Annotated in this window: 12 protein-coding genes, 3 tRNA genes and 3 rRNA genes; 7 read left to right on the forward strand and 11 right to left on the reverse strand. The window is 60.4% G+C overall.

Features of this window, described 5'->3' with window-relative positions:
• The first annotated feature begins 47 nt into the window (after window positions 1-47).
• Window positions 48-548, forward strand: coding sequence for a peptide-methionine (R)-S-oxide reductase MsrB (gene msrB / locus KC8_RS12110; protein WP_010122961.1), 501 nt, complete (start codon window positions 48-50; stop codon window positions 546-548).
• A 13-nt stretch (window positions 549-561) separates the two neighbouring features.
• Here msrB and KC8_RS12115 read toward each other — a convergent pair whose 3' ends face one another.
• The 3 genes from KC8_RS12115 to KC8_RS19835 all read right to left on the reverse strand — a co-directional run bounded on the left by KC8_RS12115 (window position 562) and on the right by KC8_RS19835 (window position 2,721).
• On the reverse strand, window positions 562-1,362 hold the full coding sequence (locus KC8_RS12115) for a LytR/AlgR family response regulator transcription factor (protein ID WP_010122963.1): 801 nt from the start codon (window positions 1,360-1,362) through the stop codon (window positions 562-564).
• Entirely contained in the window at window positions 1,359-2,453 is a 1,095-nt protein-coding gene (locus KC8_RS12120; RefSeq protein WP_010122965.1) for a sensor histidine kinase, read from the reverse strand. The genes KC8_RS12115 and KC8_RS12120 overlap by 4 nt, the downstream gene beginning before the upstream one ends.
• A gap of 112 nt (window positions 2,454-2,565) precedes the next feature.
• Complete coding sequence (locus KC8_RS19835; protein ID WP_157663920.1) at window positions 2,566-2,721, reverse strand: hypothetical protein; 156 nt, start codon at window positions 2,719-2,721, stop codon at window positions 2,566-2,568.
• 470 nt (window positions 2,722-3,191) lie between these two features.
• On the opposite strand from KC8_RS19835, the gene KC8_RS12130 reads away from it, so the two are divergent.
• The gene (locus KC8_RS12130) at window positions 3,192-5,045 is read left to right on the forward strand and encodes a two-component system response regulator (protein ID WP_010122967.1); all 1,854 of its coding nucleotides are present in this window, start codon (window positions 3,192-3,194) and stop codon (window positions 5,043-5,045) included.
• Entirely contained in the window at window positions 5,042-6,931 is a 1,890-nt protein-coding gene (locus KC8_RS12135; RefSeq protein WP_010122968.1) for a CHASE4 domain-containing protein, read from the forward strand. The genes KC8_RS12130 and KC8_RS12135 overlap by 4 nt, the downstream gene beginning before the upstream one ends.
• Before the next feature lie 8 nt (window positions 6,932-6,939).
• Here KC8_RS12135 and KC8_RS12140 read toward each other — a convergent pair whose 3' ends face one another.
• Window positions 6,940-8,046 (reverse strand): SET domain-containing protein, encoded by a 1,107-nt coding sequence (locus tag KC8_RS12140; RefSeq protein ID WP_029624187.1) that lies wholly within the window; start codon window positions 8,044-8,046, stop codon window positions 6,940-6,942.
• A gap of 347 nt (window positions 8,047-8,393) precedes the next feature.
• Here KC8_RS12140 and KC8_RS12145 point away from each other — a divergent pair, with 347 nt between their 5' ends.
• Complete coding sequence (locus tag KC8_RS12145) at window positions 8,394-10,670, forward strand: TonB-dependent receptor (RefSeq protein WP_010122972.1); 2,277 nt, start codon at window positions 8,394-8,396, stop codon at window positions 10,668-10,670.
• Between the two features lie 43 nt (window positions 10,671-10,713).
• Window positions 10,714-12,300 (forward strand): carboxylesterase/lipase family protein, encoded by a 1,587-nt coding sequence (locus KC8_RS12150; protein ID WP_086495565.1) that lies wholly within the window; start codon window positions 10,714-10,716, stop codon window positions 12,298-12,300.
• 92 nt (window positions 12,301-12,392) lie between these two features.
• On the opposite strand, the gene KC8_RS12155 is transcribed toward KC8_RS12150, so the two are convergent.
• The 7 genes from KC8_RS12155 to KC8_RS12185 form a co-directional block, all read right to left on the reverse strand.
• Window positions 12,393-12,469: transfer RNA gene (locus KC8_RS12155), tRNA-Met, on the reverse strand.
• A 97-nt stretch (window positions 12,470-12,566) separates the two neighbouring features.
• A 5S ribosomal RNA gene (rrf, locus tag KC8_RS12160) occupies window positions 12,567-12,681 on the reverse strand.
• 109 nt (window positions 12,682-12,790) lie between these two features.
• Window positions 12,791-15,580 (reverse strand): 23S ribosomal RNA (locus KC8_RS12165).
• Window positions 15,581-15,874: 294 nt separating this feature from the next.
• A tRNA-Ala gene (locus tag KC8_RS12170) sits at window positions 15,875-15,950 on the reverse strand.
• Window positions 15,951-15,972: 22 nt separating this feature from the next.
• A tRNA-Ile gene (locus KC8_RS12175) sits at window positions 15,973-16,049 on the reverse strand.
• 216 nt (window positions 16,050-16,265) lie between these two features.
• Window positions 16,266-17,754: ribosomal RNA gene (locus tag KC8_RS12180) — 16S ribosomal RNA — on the reverse strand.
• Together the 16S, 23S and 5S rRNA genes with 3 tRNA genes alongside form the textbook arrangement of a ribosomal RNA operon.
• Before the next feature lie 702 nt (window positions 17,755-18,456).
• Window positions 18,457-18,885, reverse strand: a complete 429-nt coding sequence (locus KC8_RS12185; RefSeq protein WP_029624222.1) for a CBS domain-containing protein — start codon at window positions 18,883-18,885, stop codon at window positions 18,457-18,459.
• Between the two features lie 86 nt (window positions 18,886-18,971).
• Between KC8_RS12185 and KC8_RS12190 the strand changes: the two genes are divergently transcribed.
• Together KC8_RS12190 and KC8_RS12195 are read left to right on the forward strand one after the other, a co-directional pair.
• A complete protein-coding gene (locus KC8_RS12190; RefSeq protein WP_308733427.1) occupies window positions 18,972-19,262 on the forward strand; it encodes a hypothetical protein in 291 nt (96 codons plus the stop codon).
• Window positions 19,255-19,647 (forward strand): acyl-CoA thioesterase, encoded by a 393-nt coding sequence (locus KC8_RS12195; RefSeq protein WP_010123194.1) that lies wholly within the window; start codon window positions 19,255-19,257, stop codon window positions 19,645-19,647. Before KC8_RS12190 ends, KC8_RS12195 begins: the two co-directional genes overlap by 8 nt.

Genomic DNA, 19,647 nt, shown 5'->3' on the forward strand with positions numbered 1-19,647 from the left:
CCGCCGTCCTCTATATCTGCTAAGGATGATGCGGTTGGGAGAAAGTGATGATCGTCGACAGGCGGCAATTTCTGGGCGCGGGCGGCGCAGCACTGGTTGCGGGCGCGATCACTGGTGTGACCCTGGTCGCCCCGGCCGGTGCCACCGCGGGCAAGTTCGAATATGCGCTGAGCGACGCGGCCTGGCGCAAGAAGCTCGGCCCCGCCGCTTATGCCGTGCTGCGTCGTGCGGCCACCGAACCGCCCGGCTCCAGCCCGTTGCTGAAGGAACATCGCGCTGGCACATTCCTGTGCGCCGGCTGCGACCTGCCCTTGTTCGCGTCGCGCACCAAATATGACAGCGGCACGGGCTGGCCGAGCTTTTGGCAGCCTTTGCCCCGCGCCATCGCCACCAGCCGCGATTCGCTGCTGGGCTACACCCGCACCGAAGTGCACTGTCGCCGTTGCGGCGGGCATCTGGGCCACGTCTTCGATGACGGGCCGAAGCCCACCGGCCTGCGCTACTGCATGAACGGGCTGGCGCTGAAGTTCGCGCCGGCCAGGGGCTGAACGGAATGCGCCGTCAGTGGACGAATCGTGCCACCACGTCGCGATAGGACCGGCTGACCTTCACCTGCGCGCCCGAATCGAGCACGAGGAAGCATTCGCCGTTGGTGTGCGGCTTCACCTGCTTGACGAGGTCGAGATTGACGATGGTCGACCGGTGGACCCGCTGGAACCGGCGCGGATCGAGCCGCTTTTCCAGGTCCTTCATCGTCTCGCGCAGGATCAGCGTGTTGTCGCCTGTATAGATGCACATATAATCGCCGGCGGCGTCGATGCGCTCAATGGTGTCGACATCGACGCGGAAAATCTGCCCGCGATCCTTGATATTGATCAGTTTTTCGAAGCGGTTGGCGGCCGGCGCCTCGCTGCCTTCGGGCATGGCTTCGGCGGCTTCGGGGGCATGTTCGGCCAGCACTTCCTTCAGCCGGCCGGCTTCCTCGATGCTGCGCTTTTCGGCCAGGCGCTGGCGCACCCGATCCAGCGTGTCGGCCAGCCGTTCGGTTTCCACCGGCTTCATCAGATAATCGACGGCATCGGCCTCGAACGCGCGCAACGCATGGTCGGAATAAGCGGTGACGAACACGAACAGCGGCGGTTCGACCTCCATCAGCCCCTGGACGACGGAAAAACCATCGAATCCCGGCATCTGGATATCCAGAAACACAAGATCGGGCTTGTGCGTCTTGATCGCACGGATCGCTTCCCTGCCGTTGAGGCAGGTTTCGATGATTTCGACATCCTCATGCGGTTCAAGCCGAAGCTGCAGGCCCTGAATGGCAAGCGGCTCGTCATCGACGAGGATGGTTCGAATTGTCATGCGGGTTCCTTGGGCTCTTCGGTCGTAAACGGTATTTCGATCATGACGCCGAACCCTGCCCCCCGTTCCCCCTGAACCTCAAAACGGTGGTCGGCGCCATAAGCCTGCGCCAGCCTGTCGCGAATATTCGCCAGGCCAACGCCGGTCGAATATGTGGGGCGGTTCACCGTATCGTTCAAGCCGGGGCCTGTATCAGACACGGTGATCTGCACCCGATCCCCGGCCAGTCGCGCTTCCACGGATATCTCGGCCCCCTCCTCCTTGGGCGTCACGGCATATTTGATCGAATTTTCCACAAGCGGTTGCAGCAGCAATGACGGCAACCGCGCCCGCGACACGGCGGGATCGATATCGAAGTGCGGGCGCAACCGCTCTTCGAAGCGCATCTTCTCGATCTCGAGATAGAGCTTCAGCGTCTCGACCTCCTGTGCCAGCGTCACCTGGCCTGTGGGTTCGTTGACCAGAGTATAGCGCAAAAAGGACGACAGGCGCGACAACATCGCATTGGCCCGCTGGGTTTCCTTCAGCAGCACCAAAGTCGATATGGAATTGAGCGTGTTGAACAGGAAATGCGGGTTGAGTTGATAGCGCAGCATCGCCAGCTGGGCCGACGACGCCTGCAATTCCAGTCGCGAAAGCTGGTCGCTCTGTTCCTCCAGCAGCAGATAAAAGTTGATGCCGTAATAGAGCGCCGCCCATGCCGCCAGCAGTGAGAAATCGAGCAGGATCGCGCCCAGGAACTGGATGCCCGACGGCATTTCGCCGGGGCGATAGAAGGTGGCGTGCGCCCAGACCTCGATGGTCGAGAAAGCGGCCGACGCAATCACCAGCACGACGATCGAAACGCCCCAGGTGATCACCGGCTTCTGGTTGATCAGGCGGCGGAAAATCGACGCCATCAGCAGCGTCAATGAATAGCCGGTCGCGGTATTGAGGAAACTCGGCACGAGAAACAGCAGCCCCATGCCGTTGGCGAGGCCGCCAAGCGACCGAAGCAGCAGATAGCCTGCCCATCCGGCCGACTGGAGAATCCAGAACGCACGGTTCTTGTCGTCGAAAAAGGGCTGCGAGCGGAGGCGAAGAATGGCCATGCGCGCCTGCTTACCCGAAGATTGCGCCGGATAGAATCCGCCTGATTGCCGAAATCATGGTCGGGATCGCCCTTTCGGCCGAACGATTCGCGCGAGTGGCGCTTTCTTGACGTCAGATATCTTCCGAATCGCGTGCCGCCGCCCTTATCGGCAGCCCCTCATTTTCGTCGCCGCGGCTGCGCGCTTCGTCGATGATCCGGCACCCCGTCGCCCTATCCTGCGTCTCGGTCGATGCCGCCGGGATGGGGCCGGCGGCGACGGCTACCACGGCGATGTTGTTTTGCGTTTTCAGAAAGTTGCCCCGTGTCCGCCAAGCTCGGTTTCCTGCACCTGATCGCCAGCGCCAATCCGCCGGCGGCGGCCCCGGCTCCGCCCCCCTTGGCCGGCTTGTTTGGCGATCGGGATTGCCGGGCCGGGCCGCCACCGGCCCCGATCGGCACGATAGCGCCCTGGGCAGGCCCGATTTCGCAGCCGGCCCGGCGGTAACGCCTGCCGCCACGGCTTTCTGTTGAATTTTCCGTCGTCGCCACATCGACGGGAAAGGCGGGTCATTGCCCGCCGGCCCGCCGCCCGCTGTACATACGCGACCCTTGCAGCGGGCGGCAGGTCATCTGGCGTCATTCATCAGATGACGGTCGGAATCGGAAACGAATTATTATCCTTCTTTGTCTAGACCCACAGACTGAAACAAGTTGTGGGGCGGATGTGCGCATCCTCATCGTAGATGACGAGCCAGCAATGCACGACGCGTACCGGCGAACGCTGGACGCGACGGGCACGACATCAGCGCAAGATGCGCTGGCGTCGATGGCATCAGAACTTTTTGGCGGTGACACCCCCGCAGCGAAGGAGGATTCCTCCGACAGCTTCAGGCTGAGTCATGCAACCCAGGGGCTGGATGCGGTCGGGCTGGTGGAACAGTCGCTGCGCGAAGGTGATCCCTATCGCGTCGCGTTCATCGATATCCGCATGCCACCCGGCATCGACGGCAAGGAAACCGCCAAGCGCATCCGTGCGCTCGATCCGGAAATCAATCTGGTCATCGTAACCGGCTATTCGGATTACAGCCCGATCGAAATTTCCCGCGCCGCCGGCCCGATCGACAAGATTTTCTACATTACCAAGCCCTTCGAGGTGAACGAGGTTTCGCAAACCGCGCGGGCATTGTGCCAGCGCTGGCAGGTCGATTCCGATCTGGCGCACGCCCGCAACGCGCTGGCCGAAAAAGTCTCGAAACTTGAAGAGAAGACGCTCGCGCTTGCCGCCAACGAAGCGCGCGCGGTGCATATGGCCAGCCACGATTCGCTGACGGGGGCACCCAACCGGCTCGCATTCCTGCGCGAACTGTCCGAACGCACGCAGGCCGACCGGTCGGGCTTTGCCGTCGGCATGCTCGATCTCGATCGCTTCAAGAACGTCAATGACACGCTGGGCCATGCCGCCGGCGACGAACTGATCCGCGAAGTGTGCAAGCGCCTGTCGGCCGAGTTGGGCGACGGGATGGTTGCCCGGCTGGGGGGCGATGAGTTCGGCTTATTGTTCGACGCGACCGATGCACGCGCGGCGATGGAACAATGCGAACGGATCGTCGCCGTCTGCTCGACCACCTATATCATTCTCGGCCATTCGGTTCAGGTCAGCGCCTCGATGGGCCTGATCCTGGCGACGCCATCGTCCGAAGATGACAAGATCGATCATATGCGCCTGGCCGATCTGGCGCTGTACGAAGCCAAGCGCGCCGGGCGCAGCCAGGTGCGGCTGTTCGACGCGAGCATGGATGAAAGCGTCCGTTTTCGTCAGTCGATCGAAGCCGGCCTGCGCCAGGCGATCGCGCGACGCGAACTGGAAGTCGTCTATCAGCCGATCGTGGCGCGCGAACGGCTCGACATTGTCGGGTTCGAAGCGCTGTTGCGCTGGACCAGCGACGAACATGGATCGATTTCGCCATCGGTGTTCATCCCGATCGCCGAAGAAAGCAACCTCATCCACGAACTGGGCGACTGGGTGACGGCCGAGGCGCTCGCCGAATGCCAGCGCTGGCCCCATCAATATGTCTCGATCAACTTCTCGCCGCGCCAGTTTCGCCGGCAGGATTTTGTCGAATCGCTGGCCGCCACCGTCGCCAAATCGGGCCTGCCACCGCAGCGCGTTCAGATCGAGATCACCGAAACGGCGATCTTCGACGATGATCTGCGCGCCGCCGAAACGCTGCAACGGCTGCGCGGGCTCGGTTTCCGCATCGCGCTGGACGATTTTGGAACCGGCTATTCCAGCCTGTTCAACATCCGCAATTTCGCGCTCGATTGCCTGAAGATCGATAAATCATTCATCGACGGGCTGGGCCGCGAGGTTGAATCCGCCGCGATCGTCAATTCGGTTACGCATCTTGCCCGCTCGCTCGGCCTTGGGGTCGTGGCCGAAGGGGTCGAAACCGAAACCCAGAATCAGGCGCTACGGCTGGCCGGATGCTCCCACCTCCAGGGATATTATTACGGCCGTCCCGGCAATGCGGCGCTTACCGCATCGCTTGCGGCGCAGGGCACGGCGGATGATCGGCCCAGCGTTGCCGCCGGGGTTTATCGCCTGCCATGAAGATCGCGCTCCCTCCGCTTCCGGGTTTCCTGCGTAGGGCTTCGCTCGGTGTCAAACTCGCCGTGATCCTGTCGGCCGCCGGTGCGATCGGCTTTGCCGGGATCCTGGCGCTCCTGATGGCAATCATCACGCCCAATTTCAGCCGGTTGGAAGCCGTGGCGGTGGAAGGCCACATCGATCGCACCCGCGCCGCCCTCGAAGAATATGCCTCGAAGGTCGAAATCGCGGTCAAGGACTATGGGGTCTGGGACGACAGCTACAAATATATGTATCAGGGCGGCACGCCCTTTGTAGATGCCGTCTTTTCGGTCCTCGCCTTCACCAATCTCGACATCAATGGCATGGCCTATGTCGATAATGACGGCAAGATCGTCTATTCCCGCTATGTCGATCTGGAACGACAGGCGGACGACGCCGAGCTCGCCGAAGCGTTCAATACGATGATCCGGTCCCACTCCGTGCGCACGCTCGCCGGAAAATCGGAATCGGCCCATTTCTACGCCCGCCTGGGCGAACGCGTCGTTGCTGTCGGCATCGCCAAGGTGCTGCGCAGCGACGGCAGCGGCATATCGCCCGGCTACGTCGCGATGGCGCGGCAGATCAGTTCGCAGCAACTCAGCCACCTCATCCAGTTGAAGGCCCGTTTTGGGGTCGGCCGCGCGCATCAGAAAACCGCGGTGCTCGAACGCCCGCGCACGCTCGACATCGCCGTGGATATTGACGGCCTCAACCGTGTCCATATCGCCAACGCCACCTTCGTCGTGCCCCGCGACTACACCCTGCTCGGCCAGCGCATGCTATGGCTGACGGTGTTCGGCACGGCCGGGTTGTTGGTGATCGTGCTGCTGGTGCTGCGGCAGATGATCGGCCGGCTCGTGATCAGCCCGCTCGCCGGGGTCGAACGCCACATGCAGGATGTTTCGGCATCAGGCCAGTTGCACCTGCTGGACGATCAGAAGCGAGCCGACGAAATCGGATCGCTGGTGCGCAGCTTCAACGCCATGCTCGCCCAGCTCAAGGATCTGCGCGAACAGGTGGAAATCCAGTCGTTCAAGCTGGGCCAGAGCGAAAGCGCGATCGGCGTGATGCACAATGTGCGCAATGGCCTCAATCCGATCAGCGTGATCGTGTCCCAGGGCATGAATGCTCAGCCGGTCATTGCCCATGAAGACGCCAATCGCGCGCTTGGCGAACTCGCGCGGGACGATACCTCGCCGGTGCGTCGCCAGAAGCTCGCAGCCTTTCTTGTCGCCGCGCTCGAAACGCACCGCGCACAGAGCGAACGCCGGCGCGAAGATCTGGTCAGTGCCCGCAGCTGCCTCAACAATGTTCTGGAAATCATCGGTCATCAACAGTCGATCGCCCATGAACGGATCGATACCGAACCGTGCGATGTGCTGGCGGTGATCGAACAGAATGCAGCACTTGCCCGCTATGCGGCAACCGGTCAGGTCGATTTCAGCTGCCCCGAAGACAGCGCGCTGGTCGACGCCAACCGCATTCTCCTCAGCCAGGTGATCGGCAATCTTTTCGCCAACGCCATCGAATCCATTGCAAGCGCGGGGTGTAATCCGGGGCGCATCAGCGTGGCGATCGATCGTTTCACCCGGCCCGACGGCGAAGTCGTCGAAATCCGCATCGCCGACAATGGCGAAGGCTTCGATCATGCCCAGAGCCTGCAATTGTTCCGCCGCGGCTTTTCCAGCCGGAAACAGAAGTCCGGCGGCCTCGGCCTGCACTGGTGCGCCAATTCGATCAACGCCATGCACGGCACGCTCACCCTGGTCAGCGGCGGGCCGGGCCAGGGCGCCACGGCCACGATCACTCTGCGGGCCGCGGCCCTTCCCAAAGATGATCGCACCGAGACGTCATCGATCGCCGCCTGACCGGCGGGTCAGTGGAGATAGGGCGGCACCAGGCCCAAGGTGCGATATCGCTCGCGAATATCTTCGGCCAGATCGGAAAAATCCCCAACGACCCCACGGCATGTGATGCTGCGGCACTGGCACTCCATCTGCCAGCGGCTTTCGTACAACGTGGTGGAATAATCCCAGGTGATCTCTTCACCCGGCGCGATATCGCGGATCGCGTGGAGAAAGATGCCGTGCTCGCAGAAACGCAGGCCGGCATTCGGATCGCAACTATGGTTGATCAGATCGTCGACCCCGCCTGATGGCCCCATATAATGATCTTCGTCGATCTGCACAAAACGATCGGCCTGCCCTGCGATCAGGTCGGGCAGCATCCGTTTGTGCAGCCGCGGCCCCTTGAACTCGACAATGCGTCCGCCCGTGGCGAAGGGAACACCGGCGAACACCGCCTTGCCCAGGTGATTTTCGCCGATCGCAAAGATCCGCGGCTCGCCGCGATCGATCTCGCGGATGAAGAATGGCCCACGCGCGAAGCCGAAGGACCGGAACGGATTGATCGTCGCCAGCCCGACCATGAACCACATGCTGGCGTGGCAGACGAGTTCGACGAAGATATAGGGAATCTCCGATCGTTCATCCTGCAGACCGGCGATGATCACGAATAGCGTGGCAAGATCGCCGATCGTCCACAGCCCCCATGCCGGCGACCGTTCATGTTCGCGATCCGCCATGACGCTGGCCCAGGTGGGCACGAAACTGATCGGAATCGCGACGACGACCAGCATGTGCGCCCAGAAAGCCGACTGGAACACGCCCCACACCACCAAAGCGGCCAGGCTGAGGCCCATGCACACGCTTTCGGTGCGCGTTGGCGGCTCCCATGCCGATTGCCGCCATACCGCCAGGGTGACGAGGATGCAGGCGAGCGCCGATATCGCGAAGATGATGTTCTGCGCGGCGCCGTGGTTGACCGCCTGATAGGTCATCGCCTCGATCGCGGTCGCGGCGCTCCAGATCAGCCAGGACGAACGATTGGGCCGCACAAGCTGTCGCCTGATGCCCAACCAGTAGAAAATATAGGCGGCGATGTTGCAGATGATCGCCACATACCACCAGGATTGTAAGATCATGCGCGCCCTGGGCGACCGTCTTTGGCGGTCGTCCGCCCCTCTCACGTTACCCCGGCCCCCGCCGGGTACTGTTAATTGTTGTCGCGCAACCGTTAACGTGGCGCAAGCTTTACCGGTGCTTCCGGCATCAATTCGTCTGATTTCTCAGCAGGAAACGGCGCAGGATGGGCATGACTTTCGTCAGCCGGCCATCGTCACCTGGCCCCACAACCCGCCATTTGGCGGCTGAAACGGCATTTGCAGCCATCTAGTCGATATGAAGGTGTCGGGATTTCGCAACGTCCCGCACATTCCCCGCTCGCGACAGATCCGCACCCGATAGCGGACGATCCGAGGGGAGATTTCTGATGAGGAACTTGCGTTCGATTCTGCTTGGTTGCGTTGCCTGCACTGCATTTCACCCGCTGGCCGCGATTGCCCAGGACACCCAGGCCGGTGCATCCGAACGCGGTCTGGGCGACATTGTCGTCACCGCGCGCCGGGTGGAAGAAAATCTCCAGAGCGTTCCTGTCGCCGTCACCGGCTTCAATTCGGAAATGCTGCAGAATCTCAATATCGCCAATTTCGGGGATCTGGGCGCCGCCGTGCCCAATCTCGATGTGCAGCGGCAATTCGGCTCGGCCTCCGCGCCGCAATTCTATCTGCGCGGCGTTTCGACCGGGTCGCTCAAGTTCGAAACCGACGCCGGTATCGGCCTCTACATCGATGGCGTCTATCTCGGTCGCCCGGCCGGCACCGCGTTCGACCTTGCCGATATCGAACGGGTCGAAGTGCTGCGCGGGCCGCAGGGCACCCTGTTCGGACGCAACTCCACCGGCGGCGCGATCAACTTCATCACCGCCGCTCCCAGCGGTGAACTCAAGGTCAAGGTCGAAGGCACGATCGGCAATTTCGATCGCTACAAGGGCCGCATCTCGGTCGATCTGCCCGCATTCGGCCCCTTGTCAGTGCGGCTGAGCTACCTGCACGATCAGAATCGCGGCTATGTGAAGAACCTGACGCCGGGGCGCACCTATAATTTCACGGCCCCGTTCGGCACGGTTAAATCCGCCAAGGATTTCGGCCGCGAAAATACCGACGCGTTCGCCGCCGCCGCACGGCTCGATCTCGACGCGCTCAAGATCGATTACAAATTCGACTATACCGACAAACGCAGCACCCAGCTCGGCCAGCAGCTGCTGGGCTTCGACCCCAGCTTTGCCGCCACGGCACCCGCCTTTTACGGCAGCCCCAGCCTTGTCGTCGGCCCGTCGACCAAGCGCCAGAAAGCGCTGGCACTCGATTTCACGACCCCGTCGCGCCTCAAGATTCAAGGCCACAGCCTGACGGCCGCCTATGACATCAGCGATCAGGTCACGGTCAAGAGCATCACCGCCTATCGCAAGCTCGACGAATTTGTCGGCGGCAACGATATCGACGGCGGCGCGCTTGTCGTTGGCGGCCTGCCCTTCACCCCGATTTCTTCGATTGAAGATCGCCATCAGAAGCAATGGAGCCAGGAACTCCAGTTGCTCGGCAATATGGGCCAGATCGAATGGGTGGTCGGCGGCTTCTGGTTCCGCGAAACGGGCACCGACAACAACCCGGTGTTCATCGGCGCCCTGTTCCCGCCGGTCACGCTCGACCCCAGCCGTGGCCCCGGCACCGGCACCACCGCCAACATCTTCGGCGTGCCGAGCGATTATCTGGCCGGATCGGACGCGTCGGTGCGCAATCGCTCGCTCGCCGGTTACGCCCATCTCAGCTGGAAAAGCGACGATTTCGAACTGGCCGGCGGTATCCGCTACAGCAAGGATAATCGCCGCGAAATGCTTCGCGCGGCTGGCCTGCGGCCCTTCGTCCTGCCCGCCGAAACCTTCAATGCCTCCGGCGATCATTGGGATTTCGATGCCACCGCCACCTATATCATCAATCCGGATGCCCGTTTCTACGCGCGCTTCGCGACGGGCTATTTGTCTGGCGGCATCGTCGGTGGAATCCCCTTCAAGGCCGAAACGGTCAGAAGCTATGAAATCGGCTTCAAGGGCGATCTGATCGATCAAACCTTGCGGGTGAATGCCGCAGCTTTCCACACCGATCGCCGCAACGTCCAGACGCTGGCCTTCACCGCCACCGCTGGCACGTTCATTCTGTCCGCACCGAAGGCGGAAGAAAGCGGGTTCGAGCTGGAACTCACGGCGGTGCCGACCGAAGGGCTGACCTTCAACACCTCGTTCGGCTATGTTCACTCGAAGCTGTCGGACAATCCCACGCTTGGCCCGGTCAATTCGCTTTCACCCAAATATACGATGAACGTCGGCGGCCAATATGATGCACCGCATTTCGCGAATGACAGCTACCTGTCGTTCCGCATCGACGGGGCATTCAAGGATAAGCGGCTGAGCGATCCGGTGCGCAACAGCGCGACTGCCAACCTCACCACCCTGCCGTCGCGTTTCGATATCAATGCGCGGCTGTCGCTGGTCGATCTGCCGCTCGCCGGTACCAAGGCCAGGGTGAGCGCCTGGGTCCAGAATCTGACGAACAATCAGGAACTGGAATTTGCCCGCAACCTCAGCACCAGCGTGATCGGCGTGTTCCAGGTGCCACGCACCTACGGCATCGATGTGGGGTTCCAGTTCTGACGGTAGCCCGCCCCATCCTGCCGGCCTTGGGGAGGTCCTGACGATGAAGAAAGCGGTGATGGCGCTGGTGGCGGGGGCGGCCATGGTCGTGACGACGGCAGCCGGCGCCACCACCGTGCGGATTGAAACGGGGCAATTGCGCGGATCGCAGCGCGATGGCGTGCTGGCCTATCTGGGCATTCCCTACGCCGCCCCGCCGACGGGCCAGCTGCGCTGGCGCGCCCCGCAACCGCCGGCACATTGGGCCGGGGTGCGGGATGCGACCGCGCCTGGCCCCGCCTGCCTGCAGGTCAGATCCTCGCCGACGCAATTATCGCCATTGGGCGCGATGGCCGAAGACTGCCTGTTCCTGAATGTCTGGGCGCCCGCCGATTCCAGCCGCAATCGCCCGGTCATGGTCTGGATCCATGGCGGCGGCTTCATCGCCGGCGCGGGCAGCGAAGCCCAGTTCGATGGGCAGGCGCTCGCCCGGCGCGGCGTGATACTCGTCACGCTCAATTATCGTCTCGGGCGGCTCGGCTTCTTCGCACATCCCGCGCTGGAGGCGGAACAGGCGGGCGAGCCACACGGCAATTACGGGCTGCTCGATCAAATCGCCGCCCTGCGGTGGGTGCGGCGCAACATTGCCCGCTTTGGCGGAAACCCGCACAATGTGACGATCTTCGGCCAGTCGGCGGGCGGAATCTCCGTCGGGCTACTCACCACGACCGACGCGCGCACGTCTCTCTTCCACAAAGCCATCCTGATGTCGGGCACCCCGCTGCAGGCACCACGCGATCTGCGCACCGATTATCCCGACCGGCCATCCGCCCTGACATTGGGCGCCACCTGGGCGCAACACATGACAGGCACTGCGCAGCCGACGGCCGCGATGCTCCGGGCGATCGCTGCGGATCGGATCGCCCCGGCCGCACCCGAGATAGCGGATGTGATGGCCTTGCTGGCGGCGGCGGGTCCGATGGTCGATGGCCAGTTGATCACGGACGATCGCCTGCGGCGGCTGCACCGCGACGGTGTTGCCATGCCGCTGATCGTCGGCACGACCAGCCGGGATAGCCTGGTCTGGAGTTTCGGGGACGGCAAGGCCGGTATCCTGCCCTTCTGGTCGCCGCGTCCCGACCAGATTGGTTCCAGCGCGGCCGACCGTGCGGCGATTCTCGATCGTTACGCAGCGCGGGAGGGGGGCCAGGCGGCATCCGGGGTAGGGGCGCTGGCGGCGGACATATTGTTCGGGGCCGGGGCATTCGATCTGGCGGGCAAGGTGGCGCAGCGGAGCCGCTCGTGGTTGTATCGTTTCGACGCGGTTCCCGGCCCTGTTTCGGAGATCATCGATGGCGCGCCGCACGGGACGGAGCTTTTCTACATGTTCGGGACGCTGGATCGCTTTGGGTATCACGCGGCGGCGATGACGGCGGAAGACCGGCGCTTGTCCGGTGTGATGCTGGATCATTTCAGTCGGTTTGCGGCGTCGGGGGCGCCGGCGGATGCGGGGGTATGGCCGCCCTTTGCGGGCGGTGCGCCGCGCTGGATGCTGTATCAAAAGCCGGCGGCGCGGGCCGTTCCGGTTGACCGGGCGCAGGATCTGCGGGCGATTGCGCGGGCGGGTTCTGGGCAGGCCTCTGACCGATAGCGGGATTGTCCCGCGGTCCTTGGCGGCGCAGACACAAAAAGCGCCTGCGGACGGATCCGAGGCGCTGTGGCATATTGTGAGGTTGTGGGTGTTGGTTGCGGGGACAGGATTTGAACCTGTGACCTTCAGGTTATGAGCCTGACGAGCTACCGGGCTGCTCCACCCCGCGCCAACACGAACGGCCGCCTTTGTATGGCGGCCGGGTTCTCCGCAAGGGAGAGACATGTAAATGGGTTCGGGAACATCCATGCTGCGCCGGCTTCAAAGCCTGGCGACGACCTACTCTTCCATTACTTAAGCAATAGTACCATCGGCGCTGTCTGGTTTCACGGCCGAGTTCGGGATGGGATCGGGTGGGTCACAGACGCTATGGTCACCAAGCTATGGAGCGGGCGCAGCGGGATGTTCTAGAAATCGTGCAAGCTTACTGTTGCTGATGATCATCCGCATCAGATGACAGGCTCAGTGCTGTCATTGATGGTGGGACTCTCAAAGCGCGAATAGAGCAATTAGTATCGGTTAGCTCCATGGATTACTCCACTTCCACATCCGATCTATCAACGTCGTGGTCTTCGACGGCTCTATGATATCTTATCTCGAGGGAGGCTTCCCGCTTAGATGCTTTCAGCGGTTATCCCGTCCGTACATAGCTACCCTGCTGCGCTCTTGGCAGAACGACAGGTCCACCAGAGGTACGTTCAACCCGGTCCTCTCGTACTAGGGTCAACTCCTCTCAAATATCGACGCCCACGGCAGATAGGGACCAAACTGTCTCGCGACGTTCTGAACCCAGCTCACGTACCACTTTAATTGGCGAACAGCCAAACCCTTGGGACCTGCTCCAGCCCCAGGATGTGATGAGCCGACATCGAGGTGCCAAACAACCCCGTCGATATGAGCTCTTGGGGGTTATCAGCCTGTTATCCCCGGCGTACCTTTTATCCGTTGAGCGATGGCCCTTCCACGAGGGACCACCGGATCACTATGACCGACTTTCGTCTCTGCTCGACTTGTCAGTCTCGCAGTCAGGCTGGCTTATGCCATTGCACTCTAACAGCCGGTTTCCAACCGGCCTGAGCCAACCTTCGCGCGCCTCCGTTACTCTTTAGGAGGCGACCGCCCCAGTCAAACTACCCGCCACAGAGGGTCCCTGAACCAGTTTCATGGTTCGAGGTTAGACATCAGAAAACAACAGGGTGGTATTTCACCTATGGCTCCACATCGGCTGGCGCCAATGCTTCAAAGCCTCCCACCTATGCTACACAGTTCTTTCCTAATGCCACTCTGAAGCTGCAGTAAAGGTGCACGGGGTCTTTCCGTCTAACCGCGGGTACTCCGCATCTTCACGGAGAATTCAATTTCGCTGAGCATGTACTGGAGACAGTGGGGAAGTCGTTACGCCATTCGTGCAGGTCGGAACTTACCCGACAAGGAATTTCGCTACCTTAGGACCGTTATAGTTACGGCCGCCGTTTACCTGGGCTTCATTTCGGAGCTTGCACCCCTCCACTTAACCTTCAGGCACCGGGCAGGCGTCAGACCCTATACGTCGTCTTGAAGCCGACTTAGCAGAGCCCTGTGTTTTTGCTAAACAGTCGCTACCCCCTGGCCTGTGCCCCCCACAAAAAGTTGCCTTAATGTGGGGCCTCCTTCTTCCGAAGGTACGGAGGCAATTTGCCGAGTTCCTTCAGTACACTTCTCTCAAGCGCCTTGGTATACTCTACCAGACCACCTGTGTCGGTTTCGGGTACGGTCTATACGGTGGGGCTATTTCCTGGAACCTCTTCGAAGCACGTCCAATCCAATAAGGACGTACAACACACGAGATCCGTCACACACCACCAGGCCCACGAATATTAACGTGGTTCCCATCGACTACCCCCTTCGGGCTCGTCTTAGGGGCCGGCTCACCCTGCGCGGATTAGCCTTGCGCAGGAACCCTTGGTCTTTCGGCGACAGGGCATCTCACCCTGTTTATCGCTACTCATGTCTGCATTCGCACTTCCGATACCTCCACGGTCCATTACCAGACCGCTTCGACGGCTTACGGAACGCTCCGCTACCGCGTGATCAAAGATCACACCCTAAGCTTCGGTGCGTGTCTTGAGCCCCGTTACATCTTCGCCGCAGGAACCCTTGTTTAGACCAGTGAGCTGTTACGCTTTCTTTAAAGGATGGCTGCTTCTAAGCCAACCTCCTGGCTGTTTTGGGATTCCCACATGCTTTCCCACTTAGACACGACTTGGGGACCTTAGCTGTAGGTCAGGGCTGTTTCCCTCTTGACGACGGACCTTAGCACCCGCCGTCTGTCTCCCGGATAGTACTCAATGGTATTCGGAGTTTGGTTAGAGTTGGTAGATCTCGCGACCCCCGCATCCATCCAGTGCTCTACCCCCATTGGTATTCGTCCGAGGCACTACCTCAATAGTTTTCGCGGAGAACCAGCTATTTCCCGGCTTGATTGGCCTTTCACCCCTAAACACAACTCATCCGGTAACTTTTCAACGTTAATCGGTTCGGACCTCCAGTGGGTGTTACCCCACCTTCATCCTGGTCATGCCTAGATCGCCGGGTTTCGGGTCTAATGCATCAAACTAAGTCGCCCTATTCAGACTCGCTTTCGCTGCGCCTACACCTAACGGCTTAAGCTTGCTTGATACATTAAGTCACAGACCCATTATGCAAGAGGTACGCTGTCAGGGCATAAAGCCCCTCCAACTGCTTGTAGGCATTCGGTTTCAGGTACTGTTTCACTCCCCTCATCGGGGTGCTTTTCACCTTTCCCTCACGGTACTTGTTCGCTATCGGTCATGCACGAGTATTTAGGCTTAGAGGGTGGTCCCCCTATATTCAGACAGGATTACACGTGTCCCGCCCTACTCAAGTCCTGACACATCACTTTCGCATACGGGGCTATCACCCGCTATGGCCGAACTTTCCAGATCGTTCTGCTAGTTGAATGTCAGGCACTGGCCTGGTCCGCGTTCGCTCGCCACTACTTACGGAATCTCGGTTGATGTCTTTTCCTCCAGGTACTGAGATGTTTCAGTTCCCCGGGTTCGCTTCACCAAAGCTATGTATTCACTTCGGTGATATCCTTCCCATTTAACTCGAACCGCGCCGAAGCACGGATCAAATTAAATGGTGAGGATGGGTTTCCCCATTCGGAAATCGTCGGGTCAAAGGTTGCTCACACCTCACCGACGCTTATCGCAGCGTGCCACGTCCTTCATCGCCTGTGCATGCCAAGGCATCCACCAAATGCCCTTACCTCACGCTTGAGAGTCCACACCACCAATGACAGCACTGATAAATCAGTACCGCACCAGCGATATGGATAATCGCTCAGCAATAGTAATCAATTTGCAATGGTCACAATTTCCCTTCCCGAAAGAAGCGAAACCGCGCCACCACGGCATCGATTTCTAGAACCCATTCACAATGTCAAAGAGTGGGGCCAAATGCCCCGATCACGGGGCTTGTGGCCCCGTAAAGGCTTGTCTTCATTCCTGGAGTAAACACGATACCAACCTCAAGGCCACCATGCCGAACCGGCCGCGCTATCAGCGCGAAATGGTGGAGCCTATCGGGATCGAACCGATGACCTGATGCTTGCAAAGCAACCGCTCTCCCAGCTGAGCTAAGGCCCCGTATGGTTGAGTATCGTTGCGCTGGTGGGCCGAGTAGGAGTTGAACCTACGACCTCACGCTTATCAGGCGTGCGCTCTAACCACCTGAGCTACCGGCCCCAACGCGTCACCCGACCGACCTTAAAAAGGCCGCGGACGCGGAAGGCCGCTCAGGCGCTCAGCTAAACCAATCAAACCACGCCACTTGCGTAGCGCTCGGTTCGATCAGCAAGCTGATCTCCAGGATGAAGGGACATGAGGACGGCGGCTATGTTCTTTAGAAAGAGGAGAAGCTCTTCCAGCGTCAAGCGCCAGCGCTTTCTCGTCTATCCTTAGAAAGGAGGTGATCCAGCCGCAGGTTCCCCTACGGCTACCTTGTTACGACTTCACCCCAGTCGCTAAACCCACCGTGGTCGCCTGCCTCCCTTGCGGGTTAGCGCAGCGCCTTCGGGTGAATCCAACTCCCATGGTGTGACGGGCGGTGTGTACAAGGCCTGGGAACGTATTCACCGCGGCATGCTGATCCGCGATTACTAGCGATTCCGCCTTCATGCTCTCGAGTTGCAGAGAACAATCCGAACTGAGACAACTTTTGGAGATTAGCTCACCGTCGCCGGCTTGCTGCCCACTGTAGTTGCCATTGTAGCACGTGTGTAGCCCAACGCGTAAGGGCCATGAGGACTTGACGTCATCCCCACCTTCCTCCGGCTTATCACCGGCGGTTCCTTTAGAGTGCCCAACTAAATGATGGCAACTAAAGGCGAGGGTTGCGCTCGTTGCGGGACTTAACCCAACATCTCACGACACGAGCTGACGACAGCCATGCAGCACCTGTCACCTATCCAGCCGAACTGAAGGAAACCATCTCTGGTAACCGCGATAGGGATGTCAAACGTTGGTAAGGTTCTGCGCGTTGCTTCGAATTAAACCACATGCTCCACCGCTTGTGCAGGCCCCCGTCAATTTCTTTGAGTTTTAACCTTGCGGCCGTACTCCCCAGGCGGATAACTTAATGCGTTAGCTGCGCCACCCAAGTACCAAGTACCCGGACAGCTAGTTATCATCGTTTACGGCGTGGACTACCAGGGTATCTAATCCTGTTTGCTCCCCACGCTTTCGTACCTCAGCGTCAACAGTCGTCCAGTGAGCCGCCTTCGCCACTGGTGTTCTTCCGAATATCTACGAATTTCACCTCTACACTCGGAATTCCACTCACCTCTCCGACGTTCAAGCGATGCAGTCTTAAAGGCAATTCCGGGGTTGAGCCCCGGGCTTTCACCTCTAACTTACAAAGCCGCCTACGTACGCTTTACGCCCAGTAATTCCGAACAACGCTAGCCCCCTCCGTATTACCGCGGCTGCTGGCACGGAGTTAGCCGGGGCTTATTCTCCCGGTACAGTCATTATCTTCCCGGGTAAAAGAGCTTTACAACCCTAAGGCCTTCATCACTCACGCGGCATTGCTGGATCAGGCTTTCGCCCATTGTCCAATATTCCCCACTGCTGCCTCCCGTAGGAGTCTGGGCCGTGTCTCAGTCCCAGTGTGGCTGATCATCCTCTCAGACCAGCTAAGGATCGTCGCCTTGGTGAGCTTTTACCTCACCAACTAGCTAATCCTACGCGGGCTCATCCTTAGGCGATAAATCTTTGGTCTTGCGACATCATACGGTATTAGCAGTAATTTCTCACTGTTATTCCGTACCTAAGGGCAGATTCCCACGCGTTACGCACCCGTGCGCCACTAAGGCCGAAGCCTTCGTTCGACTTGCATGTGTTAGGCATGCCGCCAGCGTTCGTTCTGAGCCAGAATCAAACTCTCAAGTTGATGACCGACAACCACGCGGGGAAAACCGCGAAGCAGCCGGCATTTCAAGGAGCCATTCCTGCACAATATACATGGTATTTGCATATTGAGACATATAGGAACGGCCTGATTTAACCGATCACACGAAGCCTTGAAGCCTTCGCAGACCGGGGCCGCCGCCCACATGTCCCTTCATCAATCCAACAATGAGAAAGAACCGACTACCTCTCCGTCCCCGTTTTTATCCGAGGAGACCGTTTTACCGATCTGGAGAGGCGTAGAAGCAACCCGGAAAGTCCGTGTCACCGCTGCCGGTGACGTGGCTTCTATGGGCGACGCCCCCACCCGTCAACACCCTTTTGCACTTTTGTTGCAAACTCCTTACAACATACTGAAATAAAACAGTTTAATCCTACACCGCCAACCCCGCACCCCACACCCCACACCACCAACCGATTCCAGCACCCAACCCCAAATCACCCACCCCAATCCCCACCAAATCACCCCAAAACCCGCACCACAAGCCACTTTCCAACCCACCAAAACCCCGCATCAATCGATTCGTTAACAACCGAATCAATCAACGAATCGAACGGCCTCATCAGCCGCAGCGGTGGAATGACCGTCCGCGATGATGAACCCGGTTACTGTTTTAGAGATATAAGACGGTGCGGGCGCGCGCGCGTATGTGTGTACATACACGCGGCGCGCGTTCCGGTCGGTTCAGGCGCCCTGGATATAATCCCGCATGGCGTTGGCTTCGGCTTCGATCCGGTCGATCCGCGCCTTCACCAGATCGCCGATCGACACCAGGCCGACCAGCCGGCCCTGATCCACCACCGGCAGGTGGCGCACCCGCCGCTTGGTCATCAGCGACAGCGCGTGCAGGATCCGGACATCGCCGGCGACAGTGATCGCCGGCGCGGTCATCACCTTTTCCACCGGCCAATCGAGGATCGCCGCGCCATCGCTTTGCAGATGATAGATGATGTCGCGTTCGGACAGGATGCCCGCCACCGTATCGCCGTCCATCACCGGCACCGCGCCGATGCGCTTGCTGGCGATCAGCGCGACCACGTCCGACACGGGCGTCCCCGTCGATACGCTGATGACCGCATGGCCCTTGCCACCGAGTATCGTCGCTATCGTCATGTCGGCCTCCTTGGTCCCGTTACGCAAAGCGGTCTTTCGCGCCGCTTATGCTTGATGAAAACATGCCGAGCGCCCAAATGGAAGGGATGACAGACCATCGCCCCGCGCTTTCCGATCCCGTTCGTGCTGCCGCCATGTGGAAGCGCTACTGGCGGCTGATGCGCTGGATGATTCTCGTCTCGTTCGTCGCGGTGATCGGTGCCCTTTATTATCTCCACGTCGAAGGCGGGCTGATCTCGATCCACATGATCATCGCCACCGTCGCCGGAGTCGGCGCGTCGGTGCTGCTGGCGGCCGCGCTGATGCTGCTGGTGTTCATGAGTTCGGCGTCCGGCCATGACGAGGATGTTGCACGCAAGGATGACACGCATGACTGACGCTGCCCGCCCCGATTGCCCGCGCGAACCGATCCTGCGCGTCGTGCCGCAGCCCGGCGACATCAATTCCAACGGGCATATCTTCGGCGGCTGGGTGCTGAGCCAGATGGACATTGCCGGCGGCATCATCGCCCATCGCGAGGCGCAAGGCGCCACCGCGACGGTGGCGATCGATTCGATGGCGTTCATCGCGCCGATCCTGCTGCACGATCTGATTTCGGTGTACGCCACCGTCGAACGGCGCGGGCGCACGTCGCTGGGCATCCGGATCGAGGTGATCGCGACCCGCGATCGCGGCGCGCGCGAGGTGAAGGTGACCGAAGGGCTGTTCACCTTCGTCGCGCTTGATGAGAATCACCGCCCCCGGCCGCTGCCGGCCGCCTGA

The organism is Sphingomonas sp. KC8 (genome assembly GCF_002151445.1).
GTDB lineage: Bacteria > Pseudomonadota > Alphaproteobacteria > Sphingomonadales > Sphingomonadaceae > Sphingomonas_E.

Bases quoted from the DNA above. Each gene is read 5' to 3' on its own strand.
- msrB (WP_010122961.1), top strand. From the start codon at position 48: ATGATCGTCGACAGGCGGCAATTTCTGGGCGCGGGCGGCGCAGCACTG.
- KC8_RS12115 (WP_010122963.1), bottom strand. From the start codon at position 1,362: ATGACAATTCGAACCATCCTCGTCGATGACGAGCCGCTTGCCATTCAG.
- KC8_RS12120 (WP_010122965.1), bottom strand. From the start codon at position 2,453: ATGGCCATTCTTCGCCTCCGCTCGCAGCCCTTTTTCGACGACAAGAAC.
- KC8_RS12130 (WP_010122967.1), top strand. From the start codon at position 3,192: ATGCACGACGCGTACCGGCGAACGCTGGACGCGACGGGCACGACATCA.
- KC8_RS12135 (WP_010122968.1), top strand. From the start codon at position 5,042: ATGAAGATCGCGCTCCCTCCGCTTCCGGGTTTCCTGCGTAGGGCTTCG.
- KC8_RS12140 (WP_029624187.1), bottom strand. From the start codon at position 8,046: ATGATCTTACAATCCTGGTGGTATGTGGCGATCATCTGCAACATCGCC.
- KC8_RS12145 (WP_010122972.1), top strand. From the start codon at position 8,394: ATGAGGAACTTGCGTTCGATTCTGCTTGGTTGCGTTGCCTGCACTGCA.
- KC8_RS12150 (WP_086495565.1), top strand. From the start codon at position 10,714: ATGAAGAAAGCGGTGATGGCGCTGGTGGCGGGGGCGGCCATGGTCGTG.
- KC8_RS12185 (WP_029624222.1), bottom strand. From the start codon at position 18,885: ATGACGATAGCGACGATACTCGGTGGCAAGGGCCATGCGGTCATCAGC.
- KC8_RS12190 (WP_308733427.1), top strand. From the start codon at position 18,972: ATGACAGACCATCGCCCCGCGCTTTCCGATCCCGTTCGTGCTGCCGCC.
- KC8_RS12195 (WP_010123194.1), top strand. From the start codon at position 19,255: ATGACTGACGCTGCCCGCCCCGATTGCCCGCGCGAACCGATCCTGCGC.